Source organism: Marinomonas profundimaris (assembly GCF_000508165.1).
GTDB classification, from domain to species: Bacteria; Pseudomonadota; Gammaproteobacteria; order Pseudomonadales; family Marinomonadaceae; genus Marinomonas; species Marinomonas profundimaris.
Genome location: NZ_AYOZ01000061.1, coordinates 74,727 through 100,713 on the forward strand (window position 1 = coordinate 74,727; position 25,987 = coordinate 100,713).

Sequence of the window (25,987 nt, forward strand, 5' to 3'; positions counted from 1 at the left end):
TGTTACTTTCTCAGCATTCCTTTTAGTGCAGCTTTAATAACATCCTCACTATTGGATGCATCAATGGGCACACCAGCAATGGCTTTGGCAGCCTCTTGTGGTTTGTATCCTAATGAAATAAGAGCCGCTTCAGCCTCTTGTCGAGGGTCCGCTTGTATTTGGCGCAATACAGTAGGGGTTGAGAACAAATCATTTTTTGCCGCTTGCCCAAGTTTATCTCGCAATTCAATAATAAGTCGCTCAGCAGTTTTTTTGCCCACCCCAGGGATGCGAGTAAGCGCGTCGACATCCGACTCCTGAACATTGGAAATAAGCTCTTCTGACGACATGCTAGATAAGACAGCAAGTGCCATTTTTGGACCGATACCATTTACCTTTATTAATATACGAAATAAGGCCCGCTCATTTTTATGAATAAATCCATACAGAGTGTGCGCGTCTTCTTTCACTAAAAAGTGGGTAAACAATACTACTTGATCACCAACTTGCGGCAGTTCATAAATAGTCGTCATTGACGCACTAATTTCATAGCCAATACCAGCTACATCAACCAATAATTCTGGTGGTGTTTTTTCTACTAAAGTACCGACAACTCGTCCAATCACAAAGCTTTCCTTACGTCTTGTTCTGTCCAGCGTTTTGCGGAACGCCCTGCTCGCTTACCAACACCATATTCAAGCCCACCTGATGTGCGAGTATTGGCATGGCACAAAGCAATCGCCAAAGCATCGGCGGCGTCAGCTTGTGGTTTAGCGGACAATTTTAATAATAACTGTACCATTAACTGCACCTGTTCTTTGTCGGCATTACCATTCCCGACAACAGATTGCTTTACGCGTCGAGCGGCGTATTCATGAACAAACAAGTCTTGAATGGACGCGGCAACAATGGCTGCCCCTCTTGCCTGCCCAAGCTTTAATGCTGAATTGGCGTTTTTCGCCAAAAAAACTTCCTCTATAGCAAATTCATGTGGCTCATATTCCTCTAATAATGACGAAACATTATTGAATATATGTTTAAGCCTAACGGAAAGCGCTTCATCTGGAAGGCGAATGCAACCGCTATTCACATAAATGGACTTGCCATTGATTACATCAATAATACCGAAGCCCGTTATTCTGGAGCCTGGGTCTATTGCTAAAATTCTGGTCGTGGCCATGATCTTCCTGCGCCATTTTCAATTACTGTATATTTCAACAGTCATTCCCTAAGTATGCAATGGCAAATCAATAAAAAGGCCGCTAATAAGCGGCCTTTTACGTTTTTCTTGCAATCCCTTAACATAACTTACTGTTTTAAAATAAGTTTAGCCTTGGGGTTTACGATTCGACAACAGGTTTTCTCACGCGAATACTTAACTCTTTCAATTGCTTTTCACTCACTTCACCGGGCGCTTGCGTTAACAAACAAGTTGCACTTTGCGTTTTAGGGAAAGCAATCACATCACGAATTGAGCTAGAACCCGTCATAAGCATAACAAGACGATCGAGACCGAATGCTAAGCCGCCGTGTGGTGGCGCACCAAACTTCAGAGCATCTAGTAAGAAGCCAAATTTTTCTTCTTGCTCTTCTTTGCTGATATTCAACAATTCAAATACTGTTTCTTGCATTGAAGACTGATGAATACGGATCGAACCACCACCCAATTCAGTGCCATTCAATACCATGTCGTAGGCCTGAGACAATGCCGTTAATGGATTGGCTTTAAGATCTTCAGGTGAACAAGAAGGTGCCGTAAATGGATGGTGGATAGCCGTGATGCCACCGTCTGAAGTTTCTTCAAACATAGGGAAATCAACGACCCAAAGTGGCGCCCATTTACATGTGTAAAGATCCATATCTTCACCAAGTTTACAGCGTAATGCGCCAAGGGCTTCATTGACTACTTTCTCAGAATCGGAGCCAAAGAAGATCAAATCGCCGTCTTGAGCGTCAAGACGAGTAAGCAGCTCTTCTCGCACTGCAACAGGTAAAAATTTCACGATTGGAGACTGCAAGCCTTCTTCAAGGTTTGATTTATCGTTTACCTTGATGTAAGCCAAGCCCTTCGCGCCATAGATGCCAACAAACTTAGTGTATTCATCAATTTGCTTGCGTGTTAATGCATTGCCGCCAGGTACTTTAAGCGCCGCTACACGACCTTTAGGGTCTGTTGCTGGGCCAGAGAAGACTTTAAAGTCAACATTTGCCATTAAGTCAGAGACAGTCACAATGGTTAATGGAATACGTAAATCTGGCTTATCGCTGCCGTACGTTTCCATCGCCTCAGAATAAGGCATGCGAGGGAAAGTTCCCAAATCAACATTCATCAATTCTTTAAACAAACCAACAATCATGTCTTCCGTCATGCCCATGATTTGTTCTTCAGACATAAAAGAGGTTTCGATATCAACTTGAGTAAATTCTGGCTGACGGTCAGCTCGTAAATCTTCATCACGGAAACATTTGGCAATTTGGTAGTAACGATCGAAACCTGACACCATCAATAACTGTTTGAACAGCTGTGGTGATTGAGGTAAGGCGAAGAAACTGCCTTGCTGAGTACGACTAGGAACCAAATAGTCTCGCGCACCTTCAGGTGTCGCTCGAGTCAAAATAGGCGTCTCTATGTCCAAAAATCCATTATCGTCTAAGTAACGACGTAAAACGGACGTTACTTTAGAGCGGAAACGCATTTTTGCTTGAACTTCTGGGCGACGTAAATCGATGAAACGATTTTTTAAACGAACGTCTTCACCTACTGATTGATGCTCATCAAGTTGGAATGGAGGCGTTTGAGCCGCATTCAAAATTTCAAGATCAGTACCAAGCACTTCGATCTCACCAGTGCGCATGTTTGCATTGGTTGTGCCTTCAGGGCGAGCACGAACACGGCCTGTCATTTTAACAACGAATTCATTACGCACACTGTCAGCAATGGCAAAACTTTCCGCACGATCTGGATCAAATACAACCTGAGTGATTCCTTCGCGATCTCGAATGTCTAGGAAAATAACGCCACCGTGGTCACGACGACGATGAACCCAACCGCATAAAGTAATTTCTTGTGAAATGTTAGAAGCATTTAACTCGCCGCAATAATGGCTGCGCATAATTTCTATCCTATTACTGTCTCAGTAAGAGAGTGATGTGTTCTTGGAGTATTTTCTGTGGGCCAGTAAAGGGTTACTGAATATTAAACACCACACAGAAGAAACGAATATTTTAAGGCAAAGCATTATATGCGAACAGAGTCTGACTCTCTAGAGCCTGAGCCAAATTTGTCCAATACAAGAGAGGGTTTATTGAATAGAGGTTATTTCATACACCACTTGAACGCCATTTTGGCTTAAATGCACCTCTTCCTCGGTTGTTTTTCCTATTATTGCTTTGCCAACAGGGCTCGATGCCGTAATCACATACACCGCTTGCTCCTGAACCTCAACGACAAGTCCACCCGCACAAGGAGAAATAAAAAAATACTTCCTTGAGGGTGTTGGTGAATCTACTGGCGTTAACTCAACGGCACACCATAAAGTGGCTGCGTCACCGACCTGGTATTGCGACGGGGCTTTTTTACTAAAGAGAAGCCAATCTTGTTCACACTCTACAACTCGTTGAGATTGGCCATGGGCCAAATAAGAGGCTTCTAGGCCAAATGTGTCATATTTATTTTCAGCCACACTTTCTTTATTTGTCGCCGCTTGATGCGCCTGTGACGCAGCAAATTCTGCAGTTTTAAAGCGCTTTAAGAGCGCTTCGGTTATCGCGTCATGGATGTCACACTTTTTCATAGATACTATCTAACCCAATCATAATGGCCTGCATCTTAACCTCGACAAGCTAAAAAAAATAGAAATTCACAAGAAACATGAAAATCCCCGCACATCATTAGATTTAACTGAAGCAAGGTTGACAAAGTCAACCCCATTAAATATATTGATAGTCATTCTCGTTTAGGTGCACTTTAACATGACAGATAATATTAGCGAAACGCTTCACAAATTGATTTCCACCTATAAAGGAGAGCTAAAAAACGCAATAAGTCAGCAAAATGTTGATTTGCCTATTACTTACATTCGATCTTTGAAGTGTATCGATAAAATTACCGATTGCAGTGCAAAAGACATTTCAATTCGACTTCGTTTAGATAAATCTCAAGTCACCAGAATCATCAAAAAAATGTTGGCTGATGGGTATGTTAAGAAAATGCCACATCCAAATAATCACCGCAGCCAAGCACTTTCTCTTACTGACCTTGGTGAATCGGTGATCGCACTTATTGCAAAAATAGACCAAGAAACAAAAAGTAAAATGGCAGTAGCATTAACGGACGAGCAAATTAAAAGCTTTCTGACTGTTGCCAATATCATGATAGACAATTTATCCAAAGACCTTGTAAGCATTAAGGAATCAGAATGAGCAGACCACAACCTAAAGAATTCACTGTCATCAAAAAAGAACTCGTGACTCCTCACATGCTCCGCCTGACATTAGGAGGGGAAAGTGTAAAAGCATTACCAGATGACCAAGAAAGCAGTTACGTTAAATTGATTTTCCCAAATGGTAATGAAAGACCATTAATGAGAACGTACACAATCCGCCATCATAGAAAGGATGAAATAGACATTGACTTTATGCTTCATGAAGACAGCGGCCCCGCTTCTACATGGGCTAAAGCGGCACAATCTGGTGATACCATCATAATTGGCGGTCCTGGCCCAAAAAAACTCATTGAATCGTCGTCTGACTGGCAGCTTTTGGTGGGTGATATGACCGCATTGCCTGCCATCAGCGTTAATTTGGGTGAGCTACCATACAGCGCTAAAGGCTACGCCGTTATTGAAGTAGTGTCTGAGGACGATATACAAACATTAAAGCACCCTGAAAATATAGAAATAAAATGGGTTATAAATCCTTACCCTGGTACCGATTCGAACGCCCTGCTCAACGAAGTTAAGTCACTTCATTGGCTTGATGGAAACGCCTCTGTTTGGGCGGCTTGTGAATTTAACAGTATGAAAGCACTGCGTGATTTTTTCAAAAATGAAAAGAATATCAGCAAAGAAAATCTTTATATTTCCAGCTACTGGAAGCTTGGCATTAACGAAGATGAGCATAAAATTGAAAAGCGCAACGATGCTGAAGCATAAATAATATAACGACAATATTTAAAGCAAAAAAAACCAGCCTCATGAGCTGGTTTTTTTTGAATTGTAAAAGCGTTACAAACGAACACTCTCTACGATCAAATCAACGACATCATCCAATGCTGACTCTGTTATTTCAGAATCCGCAATGGCTGCGTTTGAGATCAAGAACGCAATGCCGGTTTGACGAATCAGTGTCGTTTCTTGCTCTGTTGCATCAGACTTAACTAAAGCCACAATACCTTGACGGAGCAATAGACGCTCTAACGCATCTGCTTTCGCTAAAACATCAGAAGACAATGCGATGACCGCTGGCTTTTGACCAAGACGTGCAGCTCGATCTTCCGCACTAACGACCGTATCTGCGTCTAATTCAGCAATGGCTTCTTCCACCATGCCTGCACCAACCGTTACATTCGTTAAGCGATCGATAATAACTAATGCACCAGTCAAACGGCTGTTTTGATATTCATCAAATGCGACGGGCGCGTCAAATTGAATAACGCAATCGCCAATACCGTTCAATTCAAGGGAATCAATATCACTCTGTACAAGTGTATTCACATCAACACGATGATTGAAGTGGTGCACTTTACCTGGCACCGTTTGAGTGCCAAGCTTGAAGTCATAAAGCTTACCAGGAACCAATGGCTGATCAGCCATCCATACAACAGACGCACGGAGTGTGGAAGCGATGAGTGGCTCTTGACCTGGGTGCGACAGCATATCACCACGACTGATGTCGATTTCATCTTCTAGCGTAATCGTCACTGCCTGGCCTGCTTTTGCTGATTCCAAATTACCATCGTAAGTCACAATCTCGGCAACTTTTGATTTTTTTCCAGAAGGCAAAGCAACAATTTCGTCACCCGGCTTAACAACACCGGCGGCAATGGTTCCAGAGAAGCCGCGGAAGTCTAAATTCGGGCGATTCACATACTGAACAGGGAAACGAAAGGAATCTCGCTTTACATTGCGATTAATTTGAACCGTTTCTAACATCGCCATCAAAGGAAGACCTTTGTACCACGTCATTTTATCAGATGTGTTAACCACGTTATCGCCCTGCAAAGCGGACATAGGAACAAACTGAATGTCTTGTGGTTTACGGTCGCCAAGTTGATCAGCAAACGCAAGATAGTCGGATTTGATCTCGTCATGCTTCGCTTCGGAGAAATCCACTAAGTCCATTTTGTTCACCGCAACAATAATGTGCTTAATACCAAGCAATGCGGCAATGTAAGAATGGCGACGAGTTTGCGTTTGTACGCCGTAACGCGCATCAATCAAGATAATCGCCAAGTCACACGTCGAAGCACCTGTTGCCATGTTACGTGTGTATTGTTCGTGCCCAGGCGTATCAGCAATAATGAACTTGCGCTTTTCTGTAGAAAAGTAGCGATAAGCCACATCAATCGTGATGCCCTGCTCTCGCTCAGCTTGAAGGCCATCCACTAGCAACGCTAAGTCGATTTCTTCGCCTTGCGTTCCAGATTTTTTACTGTCGCGCTTAACCGCATCTAAATGATCTTCATAAATCAATTTAGAGTCGTGCAGCAAGCGGCCAATTAGTGTGCTTTTACCATCATCTACGTTGCCACAAGTAAGAAGGCGCAGTAGATCTTTTTCTTCATGTTGTTTCAAATAGCCAAGTATGTCTTGGCTGATCAATTCTGATTGGTGAGACATTTTTCACTCCAAACTTACTTTACTTCAAACTTAGAAGTAGCCCTGTTTCTTCTTCTCTTCCATTGAACCGGAAGAGTCATGGTCGATCATTCGCCCTTGGCGCTCGGAACTGGTCGTTAACAACATTTCCTGAATGATTTCAGGCAAAGATGCAGCTTCTGACTCAACGGCTCCCGTTAATGGATAGCAGCCAAGCGTACGGAAACGAACAGACTTCATTTCTGGCACTTCACCATTAAGTGGCATGCGTTCATCATCAACCATGATCAGGGTGCCATCGCGCTCAACAACAGGTCGTTTTGCAGAGAAGTACAGAGGCACAATTGGAATGCTTTCTAAATAAATGTATTGCCAAATATCCAGCTCAGTCCAGTTAGATAGTGGGAAAACACGGATGCTTTCGCCTTTATTCACTTTGCCGTTGTAAATATTCCATAGCTCAGGGCGTTGGTTTTTAGGGTCCCAACGATGCTGTTTGTCACGGAAAGAATATACGCGCTCTTTGGCGCGGGATTTTTCTTCGTCACGACGAGCGCCACCAAATGCAGCGTCAAAACCGTATTTATCCAATGCTTGTTTTAAACCTTGTGTTTTCATCACATCGGTGTGTTTTGAGCTTCCATGAGTGAAGGGACCAATGCCTTGATCAATACCTTCTTGGTTTTTGTGGACGATAAGCTCCAAACCAAGCTTCGCAACCAATTCATCGCGGAAGGTGATCATCTCTTTGAATTTCCATGTCGTATCAACATGCATCAAAGGAAATGGCGGTTTACCAGGATAAAATGCTTTCATCGCAAGATGCAGCATGACCGCCGAATCTTTACCGATTGAATACAGCATCACTGGATTGTCAAATTCGGCAGCAACTTCACGTATAATATGAATACTTTCAGCTTCTAGTTGCTTTAGGTGAGTTAACCTTTCCTCAGTCATAATTCCTCATCTCTGTTGTAAGGATTGTGTATCATCAAACTATAACATGCCTTAAAGTTATAAAAACCTTAGTATTTAGACTTTAGTTGCATATGCATATTAAAAAAGCTTTATAAGCATAGCTTTTATAGGTTTCATAAAATAAGCAAAAGTGCATTACCCAGACGAAAAAAAGGCCGAACATGTCGGCCTTTTTTGGTATTTCAAACAGTTTATTCGGCGTTAAATTGTTGTTCCAGCATCAGCTGATTTATCTGTTTCCGCAGGCGAATAATTTCACCATTCACTTGTGTTCTGAATGCATCACTTGAATTAATCGCATCTTGATGTGCAGCCAATGTTTGTTGGATGCCGCTCATATCAGAAGAGCTAGTGTCAGCGGTTTGTTTTTCGACTGCCACCACCTTATTCTGCAATGTCGCCAAATCTTGCAAAATTTGATCAAGACTTAATGTTTGTGCTTCGTTTTGCCCTTGCTGTGCTGCAATTGCATTTTTCACGACCAGCAATTGCTGAGATTGGCCTTCTTGTTTCGCGCCCATCTCTTTTACAGAGGTATCTATTAGAGCAACGGCAGGAACTAATTTGTTGTAGCCTGCTTCAATTTCATTAAAGGTTGCAGCTTGTATTGCTATCCGTTGAGACTGAGTTGACATAGTGTCCCGCATCGAAGAAAGCTTCTTTTCTATGTCGTCAATTGATGCATTATTACTTGCGATAGCTTTACGATTTGTGTCATAAGCCACACCCCAAAGTTTGCGAATTTCACTACCGTGATTCTTTAGAATTTCTTCTAACGTTTCGCCTTGTTTGTTCGCAGAAACATCCGCGGCCAGTAATTGGTGATCTAAGTTTTGTATCTCGCTTTTCGCACCATACAACTCATTACGGAGTTGCATGTTTTGCTGCCACAACCAATATCCAGCCCCTGCAGATGCAGAAAGTATGAGCAGTAATAATACATAGACGCCAGCCAAGCTTGTTCTCTTATGAACAACACTTGGGGCATGGGCCGGTCTTGTTGGAGAAGGGGTCGAGCGGCTCTTTGGGGCAGCAGCATTCGGTCTTCTATCGCTGACTTCATCTTGATCCAGAGTCAGGCTTGGGATCTCAACATCATCGTCTCTTCGCATGGAAATCTTATATAGTCGCTATTAACATAAATTATGGAAAAATGGTCTGGAACAATCCTAAATAATATTATCTTAAGATGTTCAGTGCTACTATATAAGCACCATTAACTGCTTGATAACAAGCATTTTTCGTTAATTAAAAGCAAGGAGAATTGAAATGGCTTTTGAATTACCCGCTCTTCCTTATGCTAAAGACGCACTAGAGCCTCACATGTCTGTTGAGACGCTTGAATACCACCACGGCAAGCATCACAACACCTATGTTGTTAAACTAAATGGCTTGGTTCCTGGATCTGAATACGAAAATAAATCACTGGAAGAGATCATTGTATCTGCTCCTGCTGGTCCTGTTTTTAACAACGCAGCTCAAATCTGGAATCACACATTCTTTTGGAACAGCTTAAGCCCTAATGGCGGCGGCGAACCAACAGGCGCATTGGCTGATGCAATCAATGCAAAATGGGGTTCTTTTGCTGAATTCCAAGCTGCATTTAATGACAAAGCGGTCAATAACTTCGGCTCTAGCTGGACTTGGTTGGTTAAAAATACTGACGGCTCGTTAGAGATCGTAAACACGAGTAATGCAGCAACACCACTAACAAGTGGACAAACAGCTGTTATTACTGTGGATTTATGGGAACACGCTTACTACATTGATTACCGCAATGTACGTCCTGATTACCTTAAAGGTTTCTGGGCATTGGCTAACTGGGAATTCGCAGCAGCGAACTTCGCAGCCTAAGCACTTTAAAGACCAGTCAAAAAAACGCGGCTTTTGCCGCGTTTTTTTTGTTTTGGACACCAAAAGTTATTGTTAAGTATTAAGTTCATTCTGCACATGAAGTTTTGCCTGAATGAATTCTGAGTGAGGCATGAAAAGCAGCTCGCTAATCCTTCTAATACGATGATCTTCATGTGCATCTATATCACCATCAGCCAAAGCTACTCGCCATAGACCCTTCAGCAATGACACTTTTTGCTCTAATGTCGCGGTGTTGTTAATCACCTTGGTAAACTGGTAAAGATCATTGGCCTCATTAACACCAGAATGAGCTTCTGCATAAAGCACATCAATGTCATCACCCAAATTACTAATTTCTCGAAGAAAGCGCTTCACTTGCTCTTCTTCTTTTTCATCAACATTGTGATCTGCCAACATAACTTCCATAAGCAGTGCTGCAACCGCTTTTTGGTAAGGGATTTCTTCGCCCTGCTCCACTTGCGCAGTAAAAAGGCTTTTCAAAGCATTAAGCATTATTTCTCCAAAATATATTCACGAAGCGTTTCTATTAAAATATTAGGAAACTGCCGGTAATCTAAATAAGGACACCAAATAACAGGATAGGCAACATGCGCCAAGCATTTCGAACCTACCTCATTCGCTCGATCCGAAATGGGCATCACTTCGCGGAACGTATTGCCGACAATAAAAAGCACACCTTTATAGCCATCAACTTGATCCAATGAAAAAGCAACACCAACTGAATCGAATAATTTTTCATCGCGGCATGTTCGCCAATCACAGTCACCTACCACAACAAGTTTTGCCATTATCGTGAAAATTTTTCGCCAATGATTACCATTTAGCTCAATCAACTGAGAAACATTCGGTTTTATAGTCAATGGTCTATCTATGTTATCCGGTAGCACCGGCACGTTTGGCAAAAGAAAAACATATTTAGCATCATCAACCGAGGCGCCTAACCACAATTTTTCCATTTCGACCTCCTGATTAGCCACAGAATACAGTGTGCATATTAACTTATCAGCTATATATTGGGTAAAGAGTGTGTAATGAAGCTCACACCGCTGATCAAAGAAAGCCAGCGCGCAAACCGCAATCGTCTTATGCTATAGATTCAATCGACAAAGTGAAATTACATTAGACATTACTTATTTATATACATTAGAATAAGCTTATATAATTTAAGGAGCAAAAAATGGACAGTGTTTTTAACCCTTTAGTTGGCGGCCTGTTAATCGGTGTCGCTACGGTAGTTTATCTTCTTAGCATTGGTAAGGTAATTGGAATAAGCGGCATTTTTGCGCAACTCTTATTCAATAGAGATCGACTCTACCCTTTCCTATTTATAGCGGGTCTGGTTATTGGCGGCAGTGCGTACGGAATATTAACAGATCAAACCGTGCCCTTTCCTGAAGCTCGAAGCCCATTTCTTTTGATTGTCTCCGGGCTCTTAGTAGGTTATGGAACAAGGCTTGGGGGTGGTTGCACAAGCGGTCATGGTGTGTGCGGCATATCAAGACTGTCTCCACGATCCATCGCAGCGACGATTATTTTCATGCTCACTGCCATCATTACTGTTTCAGTCTTACATTAGGAAAATGATTATGTATGCTTTTATTACGCTCATTTCTGGCTTGCTATTTGGGTTAGGTTTGGCTTTTTCTGAAATGACAAACCCAGCCGTTGTAATTGGTTTCTTGGATATTTTTGGTAATTGGAACCCTTCTTTACTTATCGTTATGGCAAGCGCCATTGCGATTGGCATGATTGGTTATTACATCAAGAGAAAAAGCTTAAAGCCTTTACTAACTAACGTATGGCAAATACCAACAGCACGAAATATCGATGCTAAACTCGTCATTGGCTCAGCACTTTTTGGTATAGGTTGGGGCCTAAGTGGCTACTGCCCAGGACCAGGACTTACCGCAATGGTAAACAATCCAAGTGAAGGTTTTTATTTTGTTATTGCTCTGATCGTAGGGAGCAGTGTGCATTATTTTCAGACCCGAATAACCAATAAATAGCCTCAAAACAAAGTAAGCAAAAAAGAGACTTTTCGGAGTCTCTTTTTTTTACTTTAAAGTGCAAAAAAAAACTTGACGTAAAGGCCTCTTGGTTTTAAATTGCGCCCGCGTCATTGCTGAACATAATCCGCACCGCTTCAACTGCTGCGCTAGTCGCTTAAGGCCTCATTTGGCCGGATAAGTAACAGCCATAAGTAGGACGGGAGAAGGTAAAGGCGTTTACTTATAATCGGTTTATGTTTTGTACCATTAAGGAGTTCTCTACTTATGACTGTTGACGTCAATTCTTTCTACACACCAGAGCGTTTCGCTCGCTTTAAAGCCTTTGCAGAAGACAAAGAAACCCCTTTTGTTGTCATCGATACTGAAATTATCGATGAAGCCTACACTGAGCTAACGAAAGGCTTTCCTGTTGCTGATATTTTTTACGCCATTAAAGCGAATCCAGCCCCAGAAATCCTAACGCTACTTCGTGATCGTGGCTCAAACTTTGATGTTGCATCACGCTATGAATTAGACAAACTATTGGCGATTGGCGATATTTCTCCAGAGCGCGTTAGCTTTGGCAATACGATCAAGAAAGCAAAAGATGTACGCTATTTTTATGAAAAAGGCGTGCGCATGTTTGCATCTGACTCGGAAGCCGACTTGCGAAACATTGCAAAAGCGGCTCCAGGCTCTCGCGTATACGTTCGCATCCTGACAGAAGGTACCGTCACTGCGGATTGGCCACTTTCACGTAAATTCGGCTGCCGTCCAGACATGGCGATGGATTTATTAGTACTGGCGAAAGAGCTTGGCTTAATTCCTTACGGCATCTCTTTTCACGTGGGTTCACAACAACGCGATATCGGTGCGTGGGATGCCGCCATCGCCAGCGTAAAAGTAATTTTTGAGCGCCTAAAAGAAGAAGACAACATCGAGCTTCAGATGATTAATATGGGTGGCGGCTTCCCTGCTAACTATATTACCCGTACGAATGAGCTTTCTACTTACGCAGAAGAAATTACGCGTTTCTTGGAAGAGGATTTTGGTACCGATTTACCGCGTGTCATCCTTGAGCCAGGTCGCTCTTTGATTTCTAACGCCGGCGTATTGGTCAGTGAAGTGGTGTTAATTTCTCGTAAATCTCATACTGCTTTAAACCGTTGGGTTTACACAGACGTTGGTAAATTTTCTGGTCTAATTGAAACATTGGACGAGTCTATCAAATACCCTATCCATGTAGACAAAGGCGGAGAATTAGAAGAAGTTATCATTGCAGGACCAACCTGTGATAGCGCTGACATCATGTATGAAAACTATAAATACGGCTTGCCACTAAATTTGGCAATCGGTGATCGCATGTACTGGTTGTCCACTGGCGCATACACAACAACTTACAGCGCGGTTGAATTTAATGGCTTCCCACCATTGGCGTCTTATTATTTGTAAGGCATTAACTCGCTAGTTAGAAATCGAAAGCCTCAGAGTAAAACCCTCTGAGGCTTTTTTATTGGAAAGTATTTAGACCTAGGCAATAATAAGTACTGATTAAAAAAGGGAACTTTTATGACTTACTTTCTCAGCGACCTATCCATCTATCCAATAAAGTCCATTAAAGGCATTCCATTAAAGAGCAGCCAAGTTTCTGCAGAAGGTCTTTGGGGTGATAGGCGATACATGATCATCAAACCCAATGGCGAATTCATTACAGGTCGAGAATACCCCACGCTGACACTCATAAAATCAGAGTGGATTAAACGGGGAATATGGAAACTATCACACCCAAGCCACCCCAATTTTATAGAGATTAATTCCGACGATCTTTCAACTGAGCACCAAGATGTCTTGATTTGGGACGATACACTGCGCGCTCAGAAGGCCAAAGAAAACATCAATACGTGGTTTAGTGATGTACTGAATGAATCTGTCTGTCTTGTGCACTTTTCAGAACAATCGAAACGTTTTACAAGCCGTAGGCCAGAGTCACCTGTTGCCTTCGCAGACGGTTATCCATTTCTTTTGACCACACGCGCGTCATTGGAAGAGCTAAACACAACCTGCACACAGGCCATTGCCATGACACAATTTAGACCTAATCTCGTTATTCAAGGAAATAGTGCGTTTGAAGAAGATTCATGGAAGCGCATTAGAATTGGTGACGTAGAATTTGAGAACGTGAAGCCTTGTATACGCTGTATTTTTACGACATTGGACCCCGAAACAGCGGAACGCCTCCCAAAAGGAGAGCCATTAAAAACACTTGGGAAGTTTCGTCTTCTGGATAACAAAGGCATTACCTTCGGTATCAATATGATTGCTCTTAATTCCGGAGAGATTCACGTTAATGACAAAGTAGAAGTGCTTGAGTACAAAACGCCAGAAACCTATACCGACAGACGAAAAAAATAAGTGTCGGCACGTAACGAAAAAAGGAAGGCCAATTGGTCTTCCTTTTTTAAGTCCAGAGAGTTCAGAGAATTACGCTTCTTGCTTCGCCAAGTATTCGTCGTATGTACCGTGGAAATCAACAATTCCTTCACTGGTTACTTCAACAATACGAGTCGCAAGAGAAGAAACAAACTCACGGTCATGAGAAACGAAAATCAATGTACCTGGGTAGTTTTCTAGCGCCAAGTTCAAAGACTCAATCGATTCCATGTCCATATGGTTCGTTGGCTCATCCATTACCAAAACATTTGGCTTTTGAAGCATCAACTTACCAAACAGCATACGGCCTTGCTCACCACCAGACAGTACTTTAACGGATTTTTTGATGTCATTCTGAGAGAACAACAAACGACCTAATGTGCCACGAATAATTTGCTCATCGTCGCCCTCTTGACCCCATTGAGCCATCCATTCGATCAAATCAACGTCTTTCTCAAATTCATGATGATGATCTTGAGCATAGTAACCAATATTGGCATTTTCAGACCACTTCACTTCACCCTTTGTCAGATCGGTATCACCAACCAAACACTTAAGCAGCGTTGTTTTACCAATACCGTTTGGACCGATGACCGCAATCCGCTCGCCAACTTCCACCATCATATTCAAACCACTGAACAATTGCTCATCATAAGACTTAGCAACATTTTCGATTTGAACCGCCATGCGGTGCAATTTTTTCTCTTGTTCAAAGCGAATAAATGGGTTTTGACGGCTAGAAGGCTTTACATCTTCAAGCTGAATTTTATCGATTTGCTTAGCGCGTGACGTTGCCTGTTTGGATTTAGACGCGTTCGCAGAAAATCGACTTACAAAGGATTTCAGTTCGTTAATTTGTGCTTTTTTCTTCGCATTATCTGACAATAAACGTTCGCGTGCTTGAGTTGCAGCGGTCATGTATTCGTCATAGTTACCGGAGAACAAGCGCAATTCACCGTAATCCAAATCGGCCATGTTTGTACAAACAGAGTTCAAGAAATGGCGGTCATGGGAAATAATGATCATGGTGCAGTTACGTTCAACTAACACACCTTCCAACCAGCGAATGGTATTGATGTCCAAGTTGTTGGTAGGCTCATCAAGAAGTAATATTTCTGGATCTGAAAACAACGCTTGTGCAAGCAACACTCGCAATTTCAAGCCAGGCGCAACTTCACTCATCAAGCCGTAATGTTGCTCTGTTGGAATACCAACGCCTAATAAAAGCTCACCGGCTCTTGCATCGGATGTGTAGCCATCCATTTCTGCAAATTCTGCTTCCAAATCACCAGCACGCAAGCCATCGGCTTCGGTCATTTCAGGGTTTGCGTAAATCGCATCTTTTTCAGCTTTGATTGCCCAAAGCTCAGTGTGACCCATGATAACGGCATCGATAACAGAGTATTCTTCGTATGCAAATTGGTCCTGCTTCAATTTACCAAGACGTTCATTTGGGTCTTTAGAAACGTTTCCTGAGCTCGGCTCTAGATCGCCACCCAAAATTTTCATAAAGGTCGACTTACCACACCCATTGGCGCCAATAAGACCGTAACGTTTCCCTTCTCCAAACTTAACAGAGACATTTTCAAAAAGAGGTTTTGCACCAAATTGCATGGTGATGTTAGCCGTCGTTAACAAAGTATTCTTCCGTATATCATGAGGTAAATTATGAGGCTTATATATTTGAAAAAATAATAAAAGCAACGTTGATGTGGCGCATTATCGCACAGATTGCTTCTACTCTTTAAGCGAGAAAGCACTTATTACACAAAAAAATCGTGAACTTACTGTTACACAGCGATGTAAAAGTGTTACTAGACAATACAAAACAACGCTATCACTCTGTTTAAAATACGCCTAAAACTTATAGAGTTAGCTACACCATTTAGAAATACGTTTTATAGCCGATGACATGAAAGGAGTTCATAGCGGCGGAGGTTAAAATGAAAACAGTTTTGTCACAACAAACACAATACGACATATCACCATCACATTTAAAACAAGGCTCCATTTTTGGCGCCCTATCCGATTCGGCCATTTATTTTTTATTGGAAAGCGGTGTATTACATGAAGCGAAAAAAGGCGATGAAGTTTTTGCCTATGGCAGTAAAGGGGGAAGTTTTTATGCGGTATTACACGGCAACCTAGACTTTTACAAACACCATGACGAGAAAATAACGCGCACTCGTACGATTCAGTTTGGTGAAGCCATTGGCTTTGTTTCCATGATTGCGTTACATGAACGCGTTGGTAGCCTATACGCTTTGGAAGAGTGCTTGTTACTTGAAATATCCAGCCTATTGTTCAGTGACCTGCACGATCAATATGCTTTTGACTTTGGTATTTTACTGATGAATTTATCAAGAGACATGGCGAGAACCATTAGAGTATTAAGCGATGACTTAGTTGACAACGATCAACTACTGAAAGAAGAGTGAGAGCTGGCACAAGGCGTACCAGCTAAAGCGACATTATTTCAATGCAGCAACAACGGAAATTTCGACTAACAGTTCCGCCCTTGCCATTCTCGCTTCAACACAAGCGCGAGCAGGAGCGCAACCTTCAGGAATCCAAGCATCCCAGACGGCATTCATTGCAGCAAAATCTTTCATGTCACGAACGTAGATAGTAGCAGAAAGAATATTCGCCTTATCCGAGGACGCTTGCTCCAGTAAAACTTCAACTTTATCGAGCATTGTTTGAGTTTGTTCAGTTATGCCTGCATTTGCATCTGCGCCAACTTGGCCACAAAGATAAATCGTTTCGTTGTGTTTAACGATTCGACTCATACGCTGACCTACTTCCATGCGTTCAATGGTAGCCATTAAAACCTCTATTATATTTAAAATATGGACACAGTTTTATATCTTATATTCCTATAAAAACCAACCAGATAAACGATATTAATATCGTTTAGAACTCTAACCCTTTTTGCGCCTTAATGCCTCTTTTAAACGCATGCTTGATCTCTTTGATTTCGCTGACCGTATCAGCCAGTTCAATGAAAGCATCTGAAGCCCCTCGACCGGTTACGACAAGGTGTTGATTGTCAGGTCGGTTCATGATGGCATTGAGAACATCACCTTCATTCAAATACTCATAGTGCAGTAAGTAGGTTAATTCATCCAGAACGACAAGATCCATGCCTGAATTAGACAGCATCGCCTTTGCTTTTTCCCAGGCTTGTTGTGAGGACGCGATATCAGACTCACGATTTTGTGTTTCCCACGTAAATCCAGCGGGCATAATTTCCCATTGCACGCCATCTTGCTTTTTAAAGAAATCAATCTCGCCGGTGTTCCATTCGCCTTTTAAGAACTGAACAACCCCCACTTTCATGTTATGGCCTAAAGCGCGAGCGACCATACCAAGTGCTGAGCTAGATTTGCCTTTGCCATTACCCGTCAGTAAAACAAAAGTACCTTTGTCTTCTTGTGCGTTGGCAATACGCTTATCAACATGTGCCTTAATTGCCTGCATGCGCTTTGCATGCAGGACTGGATCGGTAATGGTTTTTGACATGCTTTTAGCCTACCTTTTTCATAAACAACACGATGCTAACTTAAATGCGATCGTCTTCAGGGTCGTAACCAAGGTTTGGTGCTAACCAACGCTCAGCGTCGTCTTTACTCATACCTTTTCTTTCTGCATAGCTATCAATCTGATCAGGGCCTATTTTGCCAACGCCAAAATAAGTGGCGTCTGGGTGAGCAAAATACCAGCCACTCACCGCGGCCGTAGGCAGCATGGCAAAACTTTCAGTAATGTCCATATCGGTGTTATTTTTAACGTCTAAAAGTGTCCAAATTTTTGCTTTTTCAGTATGGTCTGGACACGCAGGATACCCAGGAGCAGGACGAATACCTTGATATTTTTCTTTGATGAGTTGTTCGCAGCTTAATTCTTCTGATGGCGCATAGCCCCAGAATTCTTTACGAACTCTTTCATGGAGATATTCGGCGGTAGCTTCCGCCAAACGATCTGCAACGGCTTTGATCATGATGGAATTATAGTCATCATGATCCGCTTCGTATTTCGCAACAATTGGGTCGATACCAAACCCTGCTGCACACGCAAATGCACCAATGTAATCTGGAATGGCACTGTCCTTCGGCGCAACGAAGTCGGCTAAACTGTGGTTGTATTTACCCGGCGCCGTGAGTTCATTCTGAATACGGAGAAAGGATAAGCGCTTAATTACTTCGGTTCGACTTTCATCTGAATAAATTTCAATGTCGTCATGATTCACTTGATTGGCAGGAAACAACCCAACCACAGCGCGAGCTTGCAGCTCACTGGTGGCAATCACTTCGTCCAGCATCATAAGCGCATCATGATAAACACGTGTTGCTTCTTCACCAACCACTTCATCTGTTAAAATTCGTGGGTACGCACCAGCGAGTTCCCAAGTTTGAAAAAATGGCGTCCAATCAATGTATTTTTTTACAATGGAAAAATCGATGTCTTTTTCAGTGAGCACAGTCACACCCAATTGTTTTGGGGTAACAATGTTCTGTGTAAAATCGATTGGCGCTTTATTAAGTTGCGCTTTTGCCAACGAAACACGGCGCCCCGCTTTTACACGATCTTTATAACGAATACGTGTTTTTTCATAATCTATTTGAATGTCGTCAACAAATTTCTGGCGACGTTCTTTGTCTTTGCTCAGCAATGCACTCGCCACACCAACGCTGCGAGAAGCATTTGTCACATGAACGACTTGATTGCGTTTGTAATTTTGCTCAATTTTAACCGCTGTGTGCGCTTTCGATGTCGTCGCACCACCGATCATTACAGGTAAGTCAAACCCTTGTCGCTCCATTTCTTTGGCAACATGCACCATCTCATCTAACGATGGTGTGATTAATCCTGACAGGCCGATCATGTCTGCCCCAACTTCTTTTGCCGTACGCAGAATTTTTTCTGACGACACCATAACGCCCAGATCGACTACTTCGAAGTTGTTGCATTGCAACACGACGCCGACAATATTCTTACCAATGTCATGCACATCACCTTTTACAGTGGCCATAACAATTTTGCCATTACTAGAAGACGCCGTGTCCATGTTGCGGGCTTTTTCTTCTTCGATATAAGGCATTAAATAGGCAACGGCTTTTTTCATCACTCGTGCTGACTTTACCACTTGCGGTAGGAACATCTTACCGGAACCAAATAAATCACCAACGATGCTCATGCCATCCATTAAAGGCCCCTCAATGACTTCCAATGGTCGTGCAAACGCCAGTCGAGCTTCTTCTGTATCTTCATCAATAAACTCTGTAATGCCTTTAACCAGCGCATGACTAAGGCGATCTGAGACCGACAGACCACGCCATTCTTGCGTTTCCTTCTCCGCCACTTCACCCGTACCGGCAAATTCACCCGCCATGGCCAATAAATTATCGGTCGCGTCTGGCGTACGATTAAGTACGGCGTCCTCTACGGCATCGCGAAGTTTTTTGGGAATGTCTTCATACAAGGCCAACTGCCCTGCGTTCACAATCCCCATCGTCATGCCTTGCTTGATGGCGTGATACAGAAATACGGCATGAATGGCTTCACGAACAGGATTGTTACCACGGAATGAAAACGATACGTTTGACACACCACCGGAAATTTTGGCGTATGGCAGCTCACGAGTAATGTCACCCACGGCTTCAATAAAATCCAATGCATAACGGTTGTGTTCTTCGATGCCTGTCGCGATAGCAAAAATATTAGGGTCAAAAATAATATCTTCCGCAGGAAAACCCACCTCATCAACAAGGATGTGATAAGAGCGACGGCAGATTTCGATTTTACGTGCGCGCGTATCCGCTTGCCCGTCTTCGTCGAAGGCCATAACAATGACCGCCGCGCCGTACTTCATCAGTTTGCGGGCTTGTTCTTTGAACTTTTCTTCGCCCTCTTTCATGCTTATGGAGTTCACAACCCCCTTACCTTGAACCCACTTCAAACCGGCTTCTAAGATTTCCCACTTAGAAGAGTCCAACATAATTGGCACGCGTGAAATATCAGGTTCTGATGCGATCAGCTTAAGAAAACGTTCCATAGCGGCTTGTGAGTCCAACATGCCTTCGTCCATGTTGATATCGATAATTTGCGCACCGTTTTCAACTTGTTGACGAGCAACATCCAGCGCGGTATCAAAATCGCCTTCTTTAATAAGGCGCTTAAACATGGCCGAACCCGTTACATTAGTTCGTTCACCAACGTTAACAAACAAGCTGTTGCCATCAATATTAAAAGGTTCAAGACCAGACAAACGACAGGCTTTTTCTATTTCTGGAATAACACGAGGTGTTGCATCGAAAAACGCCTTCGCAAAGGTTTCTATGTGTTCTGGTGACGTGCCACAACAACCACCAATAATGTTAAGAAAGCCAGAATCCACCCAGCCTTGAATTTCTTCCAACATTTCTTCTGGTGTTTCGTCGTATTCGCCAAAGGCGTTTGGCAATCCGGCATTGGGGTGAGCAGAAACATGTGTGTCGGCAATACGAGATAATTCTTCAACATATTGACGCAGCTCTTTTGGCCCAAGCGCACAGTTTAAACCGACAGAAATTGGCTTGGCGTGTGAAATTGAATTCCAAAAGGCTTCCGTGGTTTGGCCAGATAAAGTACGACCTGATGCATCGGTAATGGTGCCAGAAATCATGATGGGATAACGAACACCCGCTTTCTCAAAATAATCCAATACCGCATAAATAGCCGCTTTTGCATTCAAGGTATCAAAAATGGTTTCAATCAAAATGAGATCAACACCACCTTTAATCAAGCCGTCAACCGCGGTTGTATAAGCTTCAACGAGTTCATCAAAATGCACATTACGAAAACCAGGATCATTGACGTCTGGCGAAATAGTACAGGTGCGGCTGGTTGGCCCAACGGCACCGGCGACAAAGCGCGGCTTGCTTGGGTTTTGTCGAGTGAATTCATCGGCCGCTTCGCGCGCCAAACGTGCAGATTCAAAATTCAGTTCGTAACTGAGGTCTTCCATGTGGTAATCCAGCATGGAAATGTAATTGGCATTAAAAGTATTGGTTTCGATGATGTCTGCGCCAGCCGCGAGATAGCTTGAATAAATCGCTTTAATGATCTTCGGCTGAGTCAAAGAAAGAAGGTCGTTGTTGCCTTTTACGTCGCTGTGCCAGTCCGCAAAACGCTCGCCTCGATAATCCTCTTCCTCCAACTTATACGCTTGGATCATGGTGCCCATAGCGCCATCAAGGATTAATACATTATCAGCTAGTCGCTTCTCAATAATAGAATACGAATCGGACTTTACCACGCTCACCACCTCAAAAAAGAATATGCAAACGTACTATACCGAAAAGCGATTGTTTTGACGTTGAAAAATAGTAATGAAGAGTTGAATGATTCGAGGGAGAAGACAGTGCAGATCTAACGAATGCCAGATCCACACTTGTGATGTATTGTTCGTTTTTATTCGATATTACAGCGTATTTTTCTGTTTGTTGATTCGACCAATCAGAAATCCGCCCAGTAAACCGAACAAAATAGCGATGGCCCAATAACCGTATTTTTCAAATAAATTGTTGTTGATAAGAGACAGGGTTTCATTGCCGCGATATATTTGTCGTTCCAACGTTTGACCTTCAAAGCTAATCTGTTGGTTAACAAATAGATTGAGTTGTGCTTTTGGCTTCTCATTCAAACCGGATACACGCCAGCGCCATTGCAATCGTCCGTTTTGCACAACCGCCGTTGCAACTGGGTCACTGATCATCCTGATGTCGCTGTCGGTTACCAACTCGGCTAAATACATTTGACCAGCGAGCGATGGCTGAATATTAGCGGACACTAGAATCTCAAAGGTATTATGCAACGCAATTTCATTTGGCACTTGCCACTGTACGTTTCGAAGTGTTGTGGTCAATTGTGATGTTAACGAATCAATGGCCGCGGCGGTTGTAATGTTACTGTTTTCATTTGATTCCAATGCTTGTTGCGTGCTATTGAGGCGCAAAGATAACGCGCTCATCTCTGCTTGACTGTTTGCTAGTCTTTCTTGTGCATCATTCAATTGCTTGTTAAGAAGTGCATTGTTCTCGATTGCCAATGCGAGCTTGTCATCCAGTGATTTCCAACGAGCTTCGTAATCAGCGGATTCATCTAGCGCAGATTCTAAAGCCAAAACATCATTCTGGTACTCTTCAATAATCAATTTTTGATCTTCGACCTGCGCTTCAAGGTTGATCAAGTCGATGCGTAATAGTGAGTCATCCGTGTTGTTACCGTTATCAGTAAGATAAATTGGGGCCGGTATGGATTCGAACTCAGGTGATAGTTCTTCGGATTCAATTTGGCGGTTAGCCAAGTCAGTTTGGTCTAGATCTGACTCATCAGAAACTCCTGAGGCATTGCGTAACGCATGAACTTTGTCCCAAAGGATTTGATGCTGTGCTCTTGCATCTGACAATGCGCCACCCAAAATCAAATTTTCTTTTTTTAATGCAGAAAGCTGCTTCTGGCTAGACTGGTTATCGGCCTCCAGATTTGCGTATTTATTGTGTAAATCGGTGTTTTCGCTCAATAAAGTAAGATAACTCTGTTTGAAGGCATCTTGTGACGTTGGCATGGATTCTAAGCTAGAAACCTGCTGTTTCAATGATGTGTTTTCATTTTCCAATTGATTAATTCGACGAGTCAATAAGTCATTGTCCAGCTTTAAGGCGGCGTAACGCGATTCCAAAGCTTCTCGTGATTTCTTTTGTTTTTCTAAATCCGCAAGGTTATCGGCATTCGATAACGCGTTTTGTAGGGAAGCGATATTTTTATCTTTTTCGTCCAACGACCTATCTAATGCTGAAAGCTGCTTATCATTGTTGATGAGCCGCTGCTGAAGAGAATCGATAAGCGTTTCTTTTGATGCGATTTCTTTTTCTAACGCATCGCTGTTGGTATCTTCAGTCGAAATATTAGCAGCAAGAGCTGGAATGCTGGCAGAGACGTCTACATTACTGGCTTCAGATTCCGCAACAGACTCTGTCTGCTGGCGAGTAGTGGTACTACAAGCTGACATCATCAAGCCTAAGGTGATTGGAATCAAAATCGTCGTACGTACTTTCATTTTTCGCTCCTTAATAAACTCAAGGTCGACAATAGGTTACCACTCTTATGCCAGATTTAAGTTTAGAATGCAAAGAACCCGTAAAGAACCCCCTTTAGGAAGCTTATCCGACGCCATAAAAAAAGCCTCTAAGGCGATCTCCTTAAAGGCTTTTACTTGGATTAATGCCGGCTTGTGTTATGCAAGACTTTTAGACACAACCTCATAAACGTCTTTAGACAAATCTTCCGCTAATATACGTTCAAGTTCGGCTTTCATCTTCACGCTCAATTCTGGTTGAAGCTTTTTCCAACGAGTAAGTGGCGTACAAAGTCGAGACGCAATCTGTGGGTTCTTTTTGTTCAACACGATAATTTGATCGGCTAAGAAACGATATCCGCTGCCATCTGCATTGTGGAAACCAGACATGCTTTGTCCAAAACCACCTAATACAGAACGCACTTTATTCGGATTTTTAAGGTCAAATGCCGGGTGCGCCATCAAGCTTTTAACAGTAGTCAATGCCGCATCGCTTTCTTGACTGGCACTGAGCATCAACCATTTGTTCACGACCAAAGGCTCGTTTTTCCATTGCTCGTAAAAGGCAGACAACAAATCAGCCGCTTTAGCATGCTGCGTATTCACCGCAATAGAAAGAGCAGCAAACTGATCTGTCATATTGTTAGCAGACTGAAATTGATCGAGAACTGCTTGCTGAGCAAGCTCATTACCTGTTTCAACCCAATACGACAACGCGGTGTTTTTTAACGAGCGACGTGCAATATCTTCCGCAACCGCTTGATATTCCCCTGTCACATTATGCTCATGATAAACACGTTTAAAGTCTTCAATTAACACATTGGCTAATTGTGCTTTTAAGAAATCTCGAGCCTGTTTGATTGCCGCCGGATAAATAGGATTTGCCAATTCAGACAGGTACGCCTGACTTGGCAAGGCAAGCACAAGCGCGACCATTGCAGGATCAAGACTTGCATCATTCAACAAAGTTTTAAATCCAAGCGCGAGCTGTGAATCAATCGACAGCGTTTCACCGTCAATGGACTGCTTAATCAGAGTATTTAGCTCACCCACCGCCAATTGCTGCGAGGCACTCCAGCGATTAAAGCCATCGGTGTCGGAAGACATCAATAACAGCAAGTCTGTTGTTGAGTAGTCATAACGCAATTTAACTGGCGCTGAAAATCCCCTCAATAAAGATGGGACTGGACGAGCGGTTAATCCGGTAAATTCAAAGTCTTGTTCATTCGATGTTAAGTGCAACACATGCTCTTGTGCATCGACACCTTGAACACTGGAAGTCAGTTCAGCACCTTGCGGATCCAACAAACCAACACGAACAGGAATATGAACCGCCAATTTAGTCGGCTGACCTGGTGTGGCTGGCGTATCTTGTTTCATGGTCAAACGATACGTGCCTGTACTCTCATCAAAACTGTCCGTCACCAACACCGTTGGCGTGCCGGCTTGAGAATACCAACGTTTGAATTGCGAAAGATCGACACCAGATGCATCTTGCATTGCGGCGACAAAATCATCACAAGTTACGGCTTGTCCGTCATGACGTTCAAAATACAAATCGGAACCCGCTCTGAATTTTTCAGCACCCAATAAGGTGTGAATCATACGAACAATTTCAGCGCCTTTTTCGTAAACGGTTAAGGTATAAAAGTTTGAAATTTCAATGAAAGACGCAGGACGCACCGGATGCGCCATTGGGCCTGCATCTTCAGCGAATTGTGCGGTCTTCAAAAAGGCCACATCCTCTACCCTTTTTACCGTTTCAGAATGCATATCAGCTGAAAATGTTTGATCGCGAAAAACAGTAAAGCCTTCTTTGAGGCTCAACTGAAACCAGTCTCGACACGTAACGCGATTACCAGACCAGTTATGAAAGTATTCATGTGCCACAATCGCTTCAACACGCAGATAATTATCATCGGTTGTGGTTTCTGGACTGGCCAATAAGCACGACGAATTGAAGATGTTTAAGCCTTTGTTTTCCATGGCGCCCATGTTGAAGTCGTCAACGGCAACGATCATAAAAATGTCTAAATCGTATTCTCGGCCATACGCTTCTTCGTCCCAACGCATGGAGCGCTTTAAGGCTTCCATGGCGTAGTCGACTTTATCGATATTGTGCGTTTCGGTAAAAATTTGAAGTTTCACATCACGCTGACTCTGCGTTGTGAACACATCGTTTTTAACAGCCAAATCTCCTGCAACGAGAGCAAAAAGGTAAGCAGGTTTAGGGAAAGGGTCGTGCCAAACAACAACGGTTTTACCTTCCTCTGTTTTGCCACGCTCTACTTCATTGCCATTAGACAACATAACTGGATAACGAGATTCATCGGCAATGATGGTCGTCGTAAACACAGACATCACATCAGGGCGATCTAGATAATACGTTATGTGACGAAATCCTTCCGCTTCGCACTGTGTGCAAAACATCGAAGAAGAACGATATAGACCTTCTAAGCGAGTGTTGTTTTGAGGCTCAATTAAAGTTTCACAAGTTAAGACAAATTTATCTGCGGTCGCTGTGATAATCAGTTTGTCTTCACTGACTCGATACTCTTCAGGTGGTAACGAATAATTATCCATCGCTACGCCAATCAACTTAACGTCTTCACCGCCATCAAGAACCAGTGGCGCCGTCGATTTACCAAAAGCTGGGTTACGTCGCATGTGCAAACGCGACGTAACTATGGTGGTCGCTTCTTCTAGGTCAAAAGTAAGCTCAGTTTTATCGATGAGAAAAGGAGGAACTTTATAATCTTTTAAAAAAATCGCAGAAGGTTGACTCTCTTTCATGTGCTCTC

At 42.9% G+C, this 25,987-nt stretch carries 23 protein-coding genes; 8 read left to right on the forward strand and 15 right to left on the reverse strand.

Features of this window, described 5'->3' with window-relative positions; all coding sequences use genetic code 11:
* Positions 1 to 2: 2 nt before the first annotated feature.
* From ruvA to D104_RS35740, 4 genes are all read right to left on the reverse strand, one after another.
* Positions 3 to 605 (reverse strand): Holliday junction branch migration protein RuvA, encoded by a 603-nt coding sequence (gene ruvA / locus D104_RS35725; protein ID WP_024025483.1) that lies wholly within the window; start codon positions 603 to 605, stop codon positions 3 to 5.
* Positions 602 to 1,159, reverse strand: coding sequence for a crossover junction endodeoxyribonuclease RuvC (gene ruvC / locus D104_RS35730; RefSeq protein ID WP_024025484.1), 558 nt, complete (start codon positions 1,157 to 1,159; stop codon positions 602 to 604). Before ruvC ends, ruvA begins: the two co-directional genes overlap by 4 nt.
* Positions 1,160 to 1,319: 160 nt before the next feature.
* The gene (gene aspS / locus D104_RS35735) at positions 1,320 to 3,092 is read right to left on the reverse strand and encodes an aspartate--tRNA ligase (protein WP_024025485.1); all 1,773 of its coding nucleotides are present in this window, start codon (positions 3,090 to 3,092) and stop codon (positions 1,320 to 1,322) included.
* A gap of 189 nt (positions 3,093 to 3,281) precedes the next feature.
* Complete coding sequence (locus D104_RS35740) at positions 3,282 to 3,773, reverse strand: GreA/GreB family elongation factor (protein WP_024025486.1); 492 nt, start codon at positions 3,771 to 3,773, stop codon at positions 3,282 to 3,284.
* Between the two features lie 178 nt (positions 3,774 to 3,951).
* Here D104_RS35740 and D104_RS35745 point away from each other — a divergent pair, with 178 nt between their 5' ends.
* Together D104_RS35745 and D104_RS35750 are read left to right on the forward strand one after the other, a co-directional pair.
* Complete coding sequence (locus D104_RS35745) at positions 3,952 to 4,401, forward strand: MarR family winged helix-turn-helix transcriptional regulator (RefSeq protein WP_024025487.1); 450 nt, start codon at positions 3,952 to 3,954, stop codon at positions 4,399 to 4,401.
* Positions 4,398 to 5,132 carry a siderophore-interacting protein gene (locus tag D104_RS35750; RefSeq protein ID WP_024025488.1) on the forward strand — a complete coding sequence of 245 codons (735 nt, stop codon included), beginning with the start codon at positions 4,398 to 4,400 and terminating at the stop codon, positions 5,130 to 5,132. The genes D104_RS35745 and D104_RS35750 overlap by 4 nt, the downstream gene beginning before the upstream one ends.
* A gap of 72 nt (positions 5,133 to 5,204) precedes the next feature.
* On the opposite strand, the gene cysN is transcribed toward D104_RS35750, so the two are convergent.
* The 3 genes from cysN to D104_RS35765 form a co-directional block, all read right to left on the reverse strand.
* Positions 5,205 to 6,818, reverse strand: a complete 1,614-nt coding sequence (cysN, locus tag D104_RS35755; protein ID WP_024025489.1) for a sulfate adenylyltransferase subunit CysN — start codon at positions 6,816 to 6,818, stop codon at positions 5,205 to 5,207.
* A gap of 30 nt (positions 6,819 to 6,848) precedes the next feature.
* The gene (gene cysD / locus D104_RS35760) at positions 6,849 to 7,754 is read right to left on the reverse strand and encodes a sulfate adenylyltransferase subunit CysD (RefSeq protein WP_024025490.1); all 906 of its coding nucleotides are present in this window, start codon (positions 7,752 to 7,754) and stop codon (positions 6,849 to 6,851) included.
* Between the two features lie 212 nt (positions 7,755 to 7,966).
* Positions 7,967 to 8,887, reverse strand: coding sequence for a hypothetical protein (locus D104_RS35765; RefSeq protein ID WP_024025491.1), 921 nt, complete (start codon positions 8,885 to 8,887; stop codon positions 7,967 to 7,969).
* A 157-nt stretch (positions 8,888 to 9,044) separates the two neighbouring features.
* Here D104_RS35765 and D104_RS35770 point away from each other — a divergent pair, with 157 nt between their 5' ends.
* Positions 9,045 to 9,629, forward strand: coding sequence for a superoxide dismutase (locus tag D104_RS35770; RefSeq protein WP_024025492.1), 585 nt, complete (start codon positions 9,045 to 9,047; stop codon positions 9,627 to 9,629).
* A 72-nt stretch (positions 9,630 to 9,701) separates the two neighbouring features.
* Here the strand turns inward: D104_RS35770 and D104_RS35775 are convergent, their stop codons facing one another.
* On the reverse strand, positions 9,702 to 10,142 hold the full coding sequence (locus tag D104_RS35775) for a tellurite resistance TerB family protein (protein WP_024025493.1): 441 nt from the start codon (positions 10,140 to 10,142) through the stop codon (positions 9,702 to 9,704).
* Positions 10,142 to 10,606: a DUF6942 family protein gene (locus D104_RS35780; RefSeq protein ID WP_024025494.1), complete on the reverse strand. Its 465-nt coding sequence runs from the start codon at positions 10,604 to 10,606 to the stop codon at positions 10,142 to 10,144. Before D104_RS35780 ends, D104_RS35775 begins: the two co-directional genes overlap by 1 nt.
* Positions 10,607 to 10,827: 221 nt before the next feature.
* Here D104_RS35780 and D104_RS35785 point away from each other — a divergent pair, with 221 nt between their 5' ends.
* The 4 genes from D104_RS35785 to D104_RS35800 all read left to right on the forward strand — a co-directional run bounded on the left by D104_RS35785 (position 10,828) and on the right by D104_RS35800 (position 14,050).
* On the forward strand, positions 10,828 to 11,226 hold the full coding sequence (locus D104_RS35785; protein ID WP_024025495.1) for a YeeE/YedE family protein: 399 nt from the start codon (positions 10,828 to 10,830) through the stop codon (positions 11,224 to 11,226).
* Between the two features lie 10 nt (positions 11,227 to 11,236).
* On the forward strand, positions 11,237 to 11,656 hold the full coding sequence (locus D104_RS35790) for a DUF6691 family protein (protein ID WP_024025496.1): 420 nt from the start codon (positions 11,237 to 11,239) through the stop codon (positions 11,654 to 11,656).
* A 267-nt stretch (positions 11,657 to 11,923) separates the two neighbouring features.
* Complete coding sequence (locus tag D104_RS35795; protein ID WP_024025497.1) at positions 11,924 to 13,090, forward strand: type III PLP-dependent enzyme; 1,167 nt, start codon at positions 11,924 to 11,926, stop codon at positions 13,088 to 13,090.
* Between the two features lie 117 nt (positions 13,091 to 13,207).
* The gene (locus D104_RS35800; protein WP_024025498.1) at positions 13,208 to 14,050 is read left to right on the forward strand and encodes an MOSC domain-containing protein; all 843 of its coding nucleotides are present in this window, start codon (positions 13,208 to 13,210) and stop codon (positions 14,048 to 14,050) included.
* A gap of 69 nt (positions 14,051 to 14,119) precedes the next feature.
* On the opposite strand, the gene D104_RS35805 is transcribed toward D104_RS35800, so the two are convergent.
* The gene (locus D104_RS35805) at positions 14,120 to 15,706 is read right to left on the reverse strand and encodes an ABC-F family ATPase (protein ID WP_024025499.1); all 1,587 of its coding nucleotides are present in this window, start codon (positions 15,704 to 15,706) and stop codon (positions 14,120 to 14,122) included.
* A 305-nt stretch (positions 15,707 to 16,011) separates the two neighbouring features.
* Between D104_RS35805 and D104_RS35810 the strand changes: the two genes are divergently transcribed.
* Positions 16,012 to 16,506 (forward strand): cyclic nucleotide-binding domain-containing protein, encoded by a 495-nt coding sequence (locus D104_RS35810; RefSeq protein WP_024025500.1) that lies wholly within the window; start codon positions 16,012 to 16,014, stop codon positions 16,504 to 16,506.
* A gap of 33 nt (positions 16,507 to 16,539) precedes the next feature.
* Here the strand turns inward: D104_RS35810 and D104_RS35815 are convergent, their stop codons facing one another.
* The 5 genes from D104_RS35815 to pepN form a co-directional block, all read right to left on the reverse strand.
* Positions 16,540 to 16,893 (reverse strand): RidA family protein, encoded by a 354-nt coding sequence (locus D104_RS35815; RefSeq protein ID WP_024025501.1) that lies wholly within the window; start codon positions 16,891 to 16,893, stop codon positions 16,540 to 16,542.
* 88 nt (positions 16,894 to 16,981) lie between these two features.
* Complete coding sequence (gene cobO / locus D104_RS35820; RefSeq protein WP_024025502.1) at positions 16,982 to 17,590, reverse strand: cob(I)yrinic acid a,c-diamide adenosyltransferase; 609 nt, start codon at positions 17,588 to 17,590, stop codon at positions 16,982 to 16,984.
* Positions 17,591 to 17,630: 40 nt separating this feature from the next.
* Entirely contained in the window at positions 17,631 to 21,365 is a 3,735-nt protein-coding gene (metH, locus tag D104_RS35825) for a methionine synthase (RefSeq protein WP_024025503.1), read from the reverse strand.
* A gap of 165 nt (positions 21,366 to 21,530) precedes the next feature.
* Positions 21,531 to 23,168: a coiled-coil domain-containing protein gene (locus tag D104_RS35830; RefSeq protein WP_024025504.1), complete on the reverse strand. Its 1,638-nt coding sequence runs from the start codon at positions 23,166 to 23,168 to the stop codon at positions 21,531 to 21,533.
* A gap of 177 nt (positions 23,169 to 23,345) precedes the next feature.
* Complete coding sequence (pepN, locus tag D104_RS35835) at positions 23,346 to 25,979, reverse strand: aminopeptidase N (RefSeq protein WP_024025505.1); 2,634 nt, start codon at positions 25,977 to 25,979, stop codon at positions 23,346 to 23,348.
* Positions 25,980 to 25,987 lie beyond the last annotated feature (8 nt).

Excerpts from the sequence above, each read along its gene's own strand:
- ruvC (WP_024025484.1), bottom strand. The coding sequence starts at position 1,159 with ATGGCCACGACCAGAATTTTAGCAATAGACCCAGGCTCCAGAATAACG.
- aspS (WP_024025485.1), bottom strand. The coding sequence starts at position 3,092 with ATGCGCAGCCATTATTGCGGCGAGTTAAATGCTTCTAACATTTCACAA.
- D104_RS35740 (WP_024025486.1), bottom strand. The coding sequence starts at position 3,773 with ATGAAAAAGTGTGACATCCATGACGCGATAACCGAAGCGCTCTTAAAG.
- D104_RS35745 (WP_024025487.1), top strand. The coding sequence starts at position 3,952 with ATGACAGATAATATTAGCGAAACGCTTCACAAATTGATTTCCACCTAT.
- D104_RS35750 (WP_024025488.1), top strand. The coding sequence starts at position 4,398 with ATGAGCAGACCACAACCTAAAGAATTCACTGTCATCAAAAAAGAACTC.
- cysN (WP_024025489.1), bottom strand. The coding sequence starts at position 6,818 with ATGTCTCACCAATCAGAATTGATCAGCCAAGACATACTTGGCTATTTG.
- cysD (WP_024025490.1), bottom strand. The coding sequence starts at position 7,754 with ATGACTGAGGAAAGGTTAACTCACCTAAAGCAACTAGAAGCTGAAAGT.
- D104_RS35765 (WP_024025491.1), bottom strand. The coding sequence starts at position 8,887 with ATGCGAAGAGACGATGATGTTGAGATCCCAAGCCTGACTCTGGATCAA.
- D104_RS35770 (WP_024025492.1), top strand. The coding sequence starts at position 9,045 with ATGGCTTTTGAATTACCCGCTCTTCCTTATGCTAAAGACGCACTAGAG.
- D104_RS35775 (WP_024025493.1), bottom strand. The coding sequence starts at position 10,142 with ATGCTTAATGCTTTGAAAAGCCTTTTTACTGCGCAAGTGGAGCAGGGC.
- D104_RS35780 (WP_024025494.1), bottom strand. The coding sequence starts at position 10,606 with ATGGAAAAATTGTGGTTAGGCGCCTCGGTTGATGATGCTAAATATGTT.
- D104_RS35785 (WP_024025495.1), top strand. The coding sequence starts at position 10,828 with ATGGACAGTGTTTTTAACCCTTTAGTTGGCGGCCTGTTAATCGGTGTC.
- D104_RS35790 (WP_024025496.1), top strand. The coding sequence starts at position 11,237 with ATGTATGCTTTTATTACGCTCATTTCTGGCTTGCTATTTGGGTTAGGT.
- D104_RS35795 (WP_024025497.1), top strand. The coding sequence starts at position 11,924 with ATGACTGTTGACGTCAATTCTTTCTACACACCAGAGCGTTTCGCTCGC.
- D104_RS35800 (WP_024025498.1), top strand. The coding sequence starts at position 13,208 with ATGACTTACTTTCTCAGCGACCTATCCATCTATCCAATAAAGTCCATT.
- D104_RS35810 (WP_024025500.1), top strand. The coding sequence starts at position 16,012 with ATGAAAACAGTTTTGTCACAACAAACACAATACGACATATCACCATCA.
- D104_RS35815 (WP_024025501.1), bottom strand. The coding sequence starts at position 16,893 with ATGGCTACCATTGAACGCATGGAAGTAGGTCAGCGTATGAGTCGAATC.
- cobO (WP_024025502.1), bottom strand. The coding sequence starts at position 17,590 with ATGTCAAAAACCATTACCGATCCAGTCCTGCATGCAAAGCGCATGCAG.
- D104_RS35830 (WP_024025504.1), bottom strand. The coding sequence starts at position 23,168 with ATGAAAGTACGTACGACGATTTTGATTCCAATCACCTTAGGCTTGATG.
- pepN (WP_024025505.1), bottom strand. The coding sequence starts at position 25,979 with ATGAAAGAGAGTCAACCTTCTGCGATTTTTTTAAAAGATTATAAAGTT.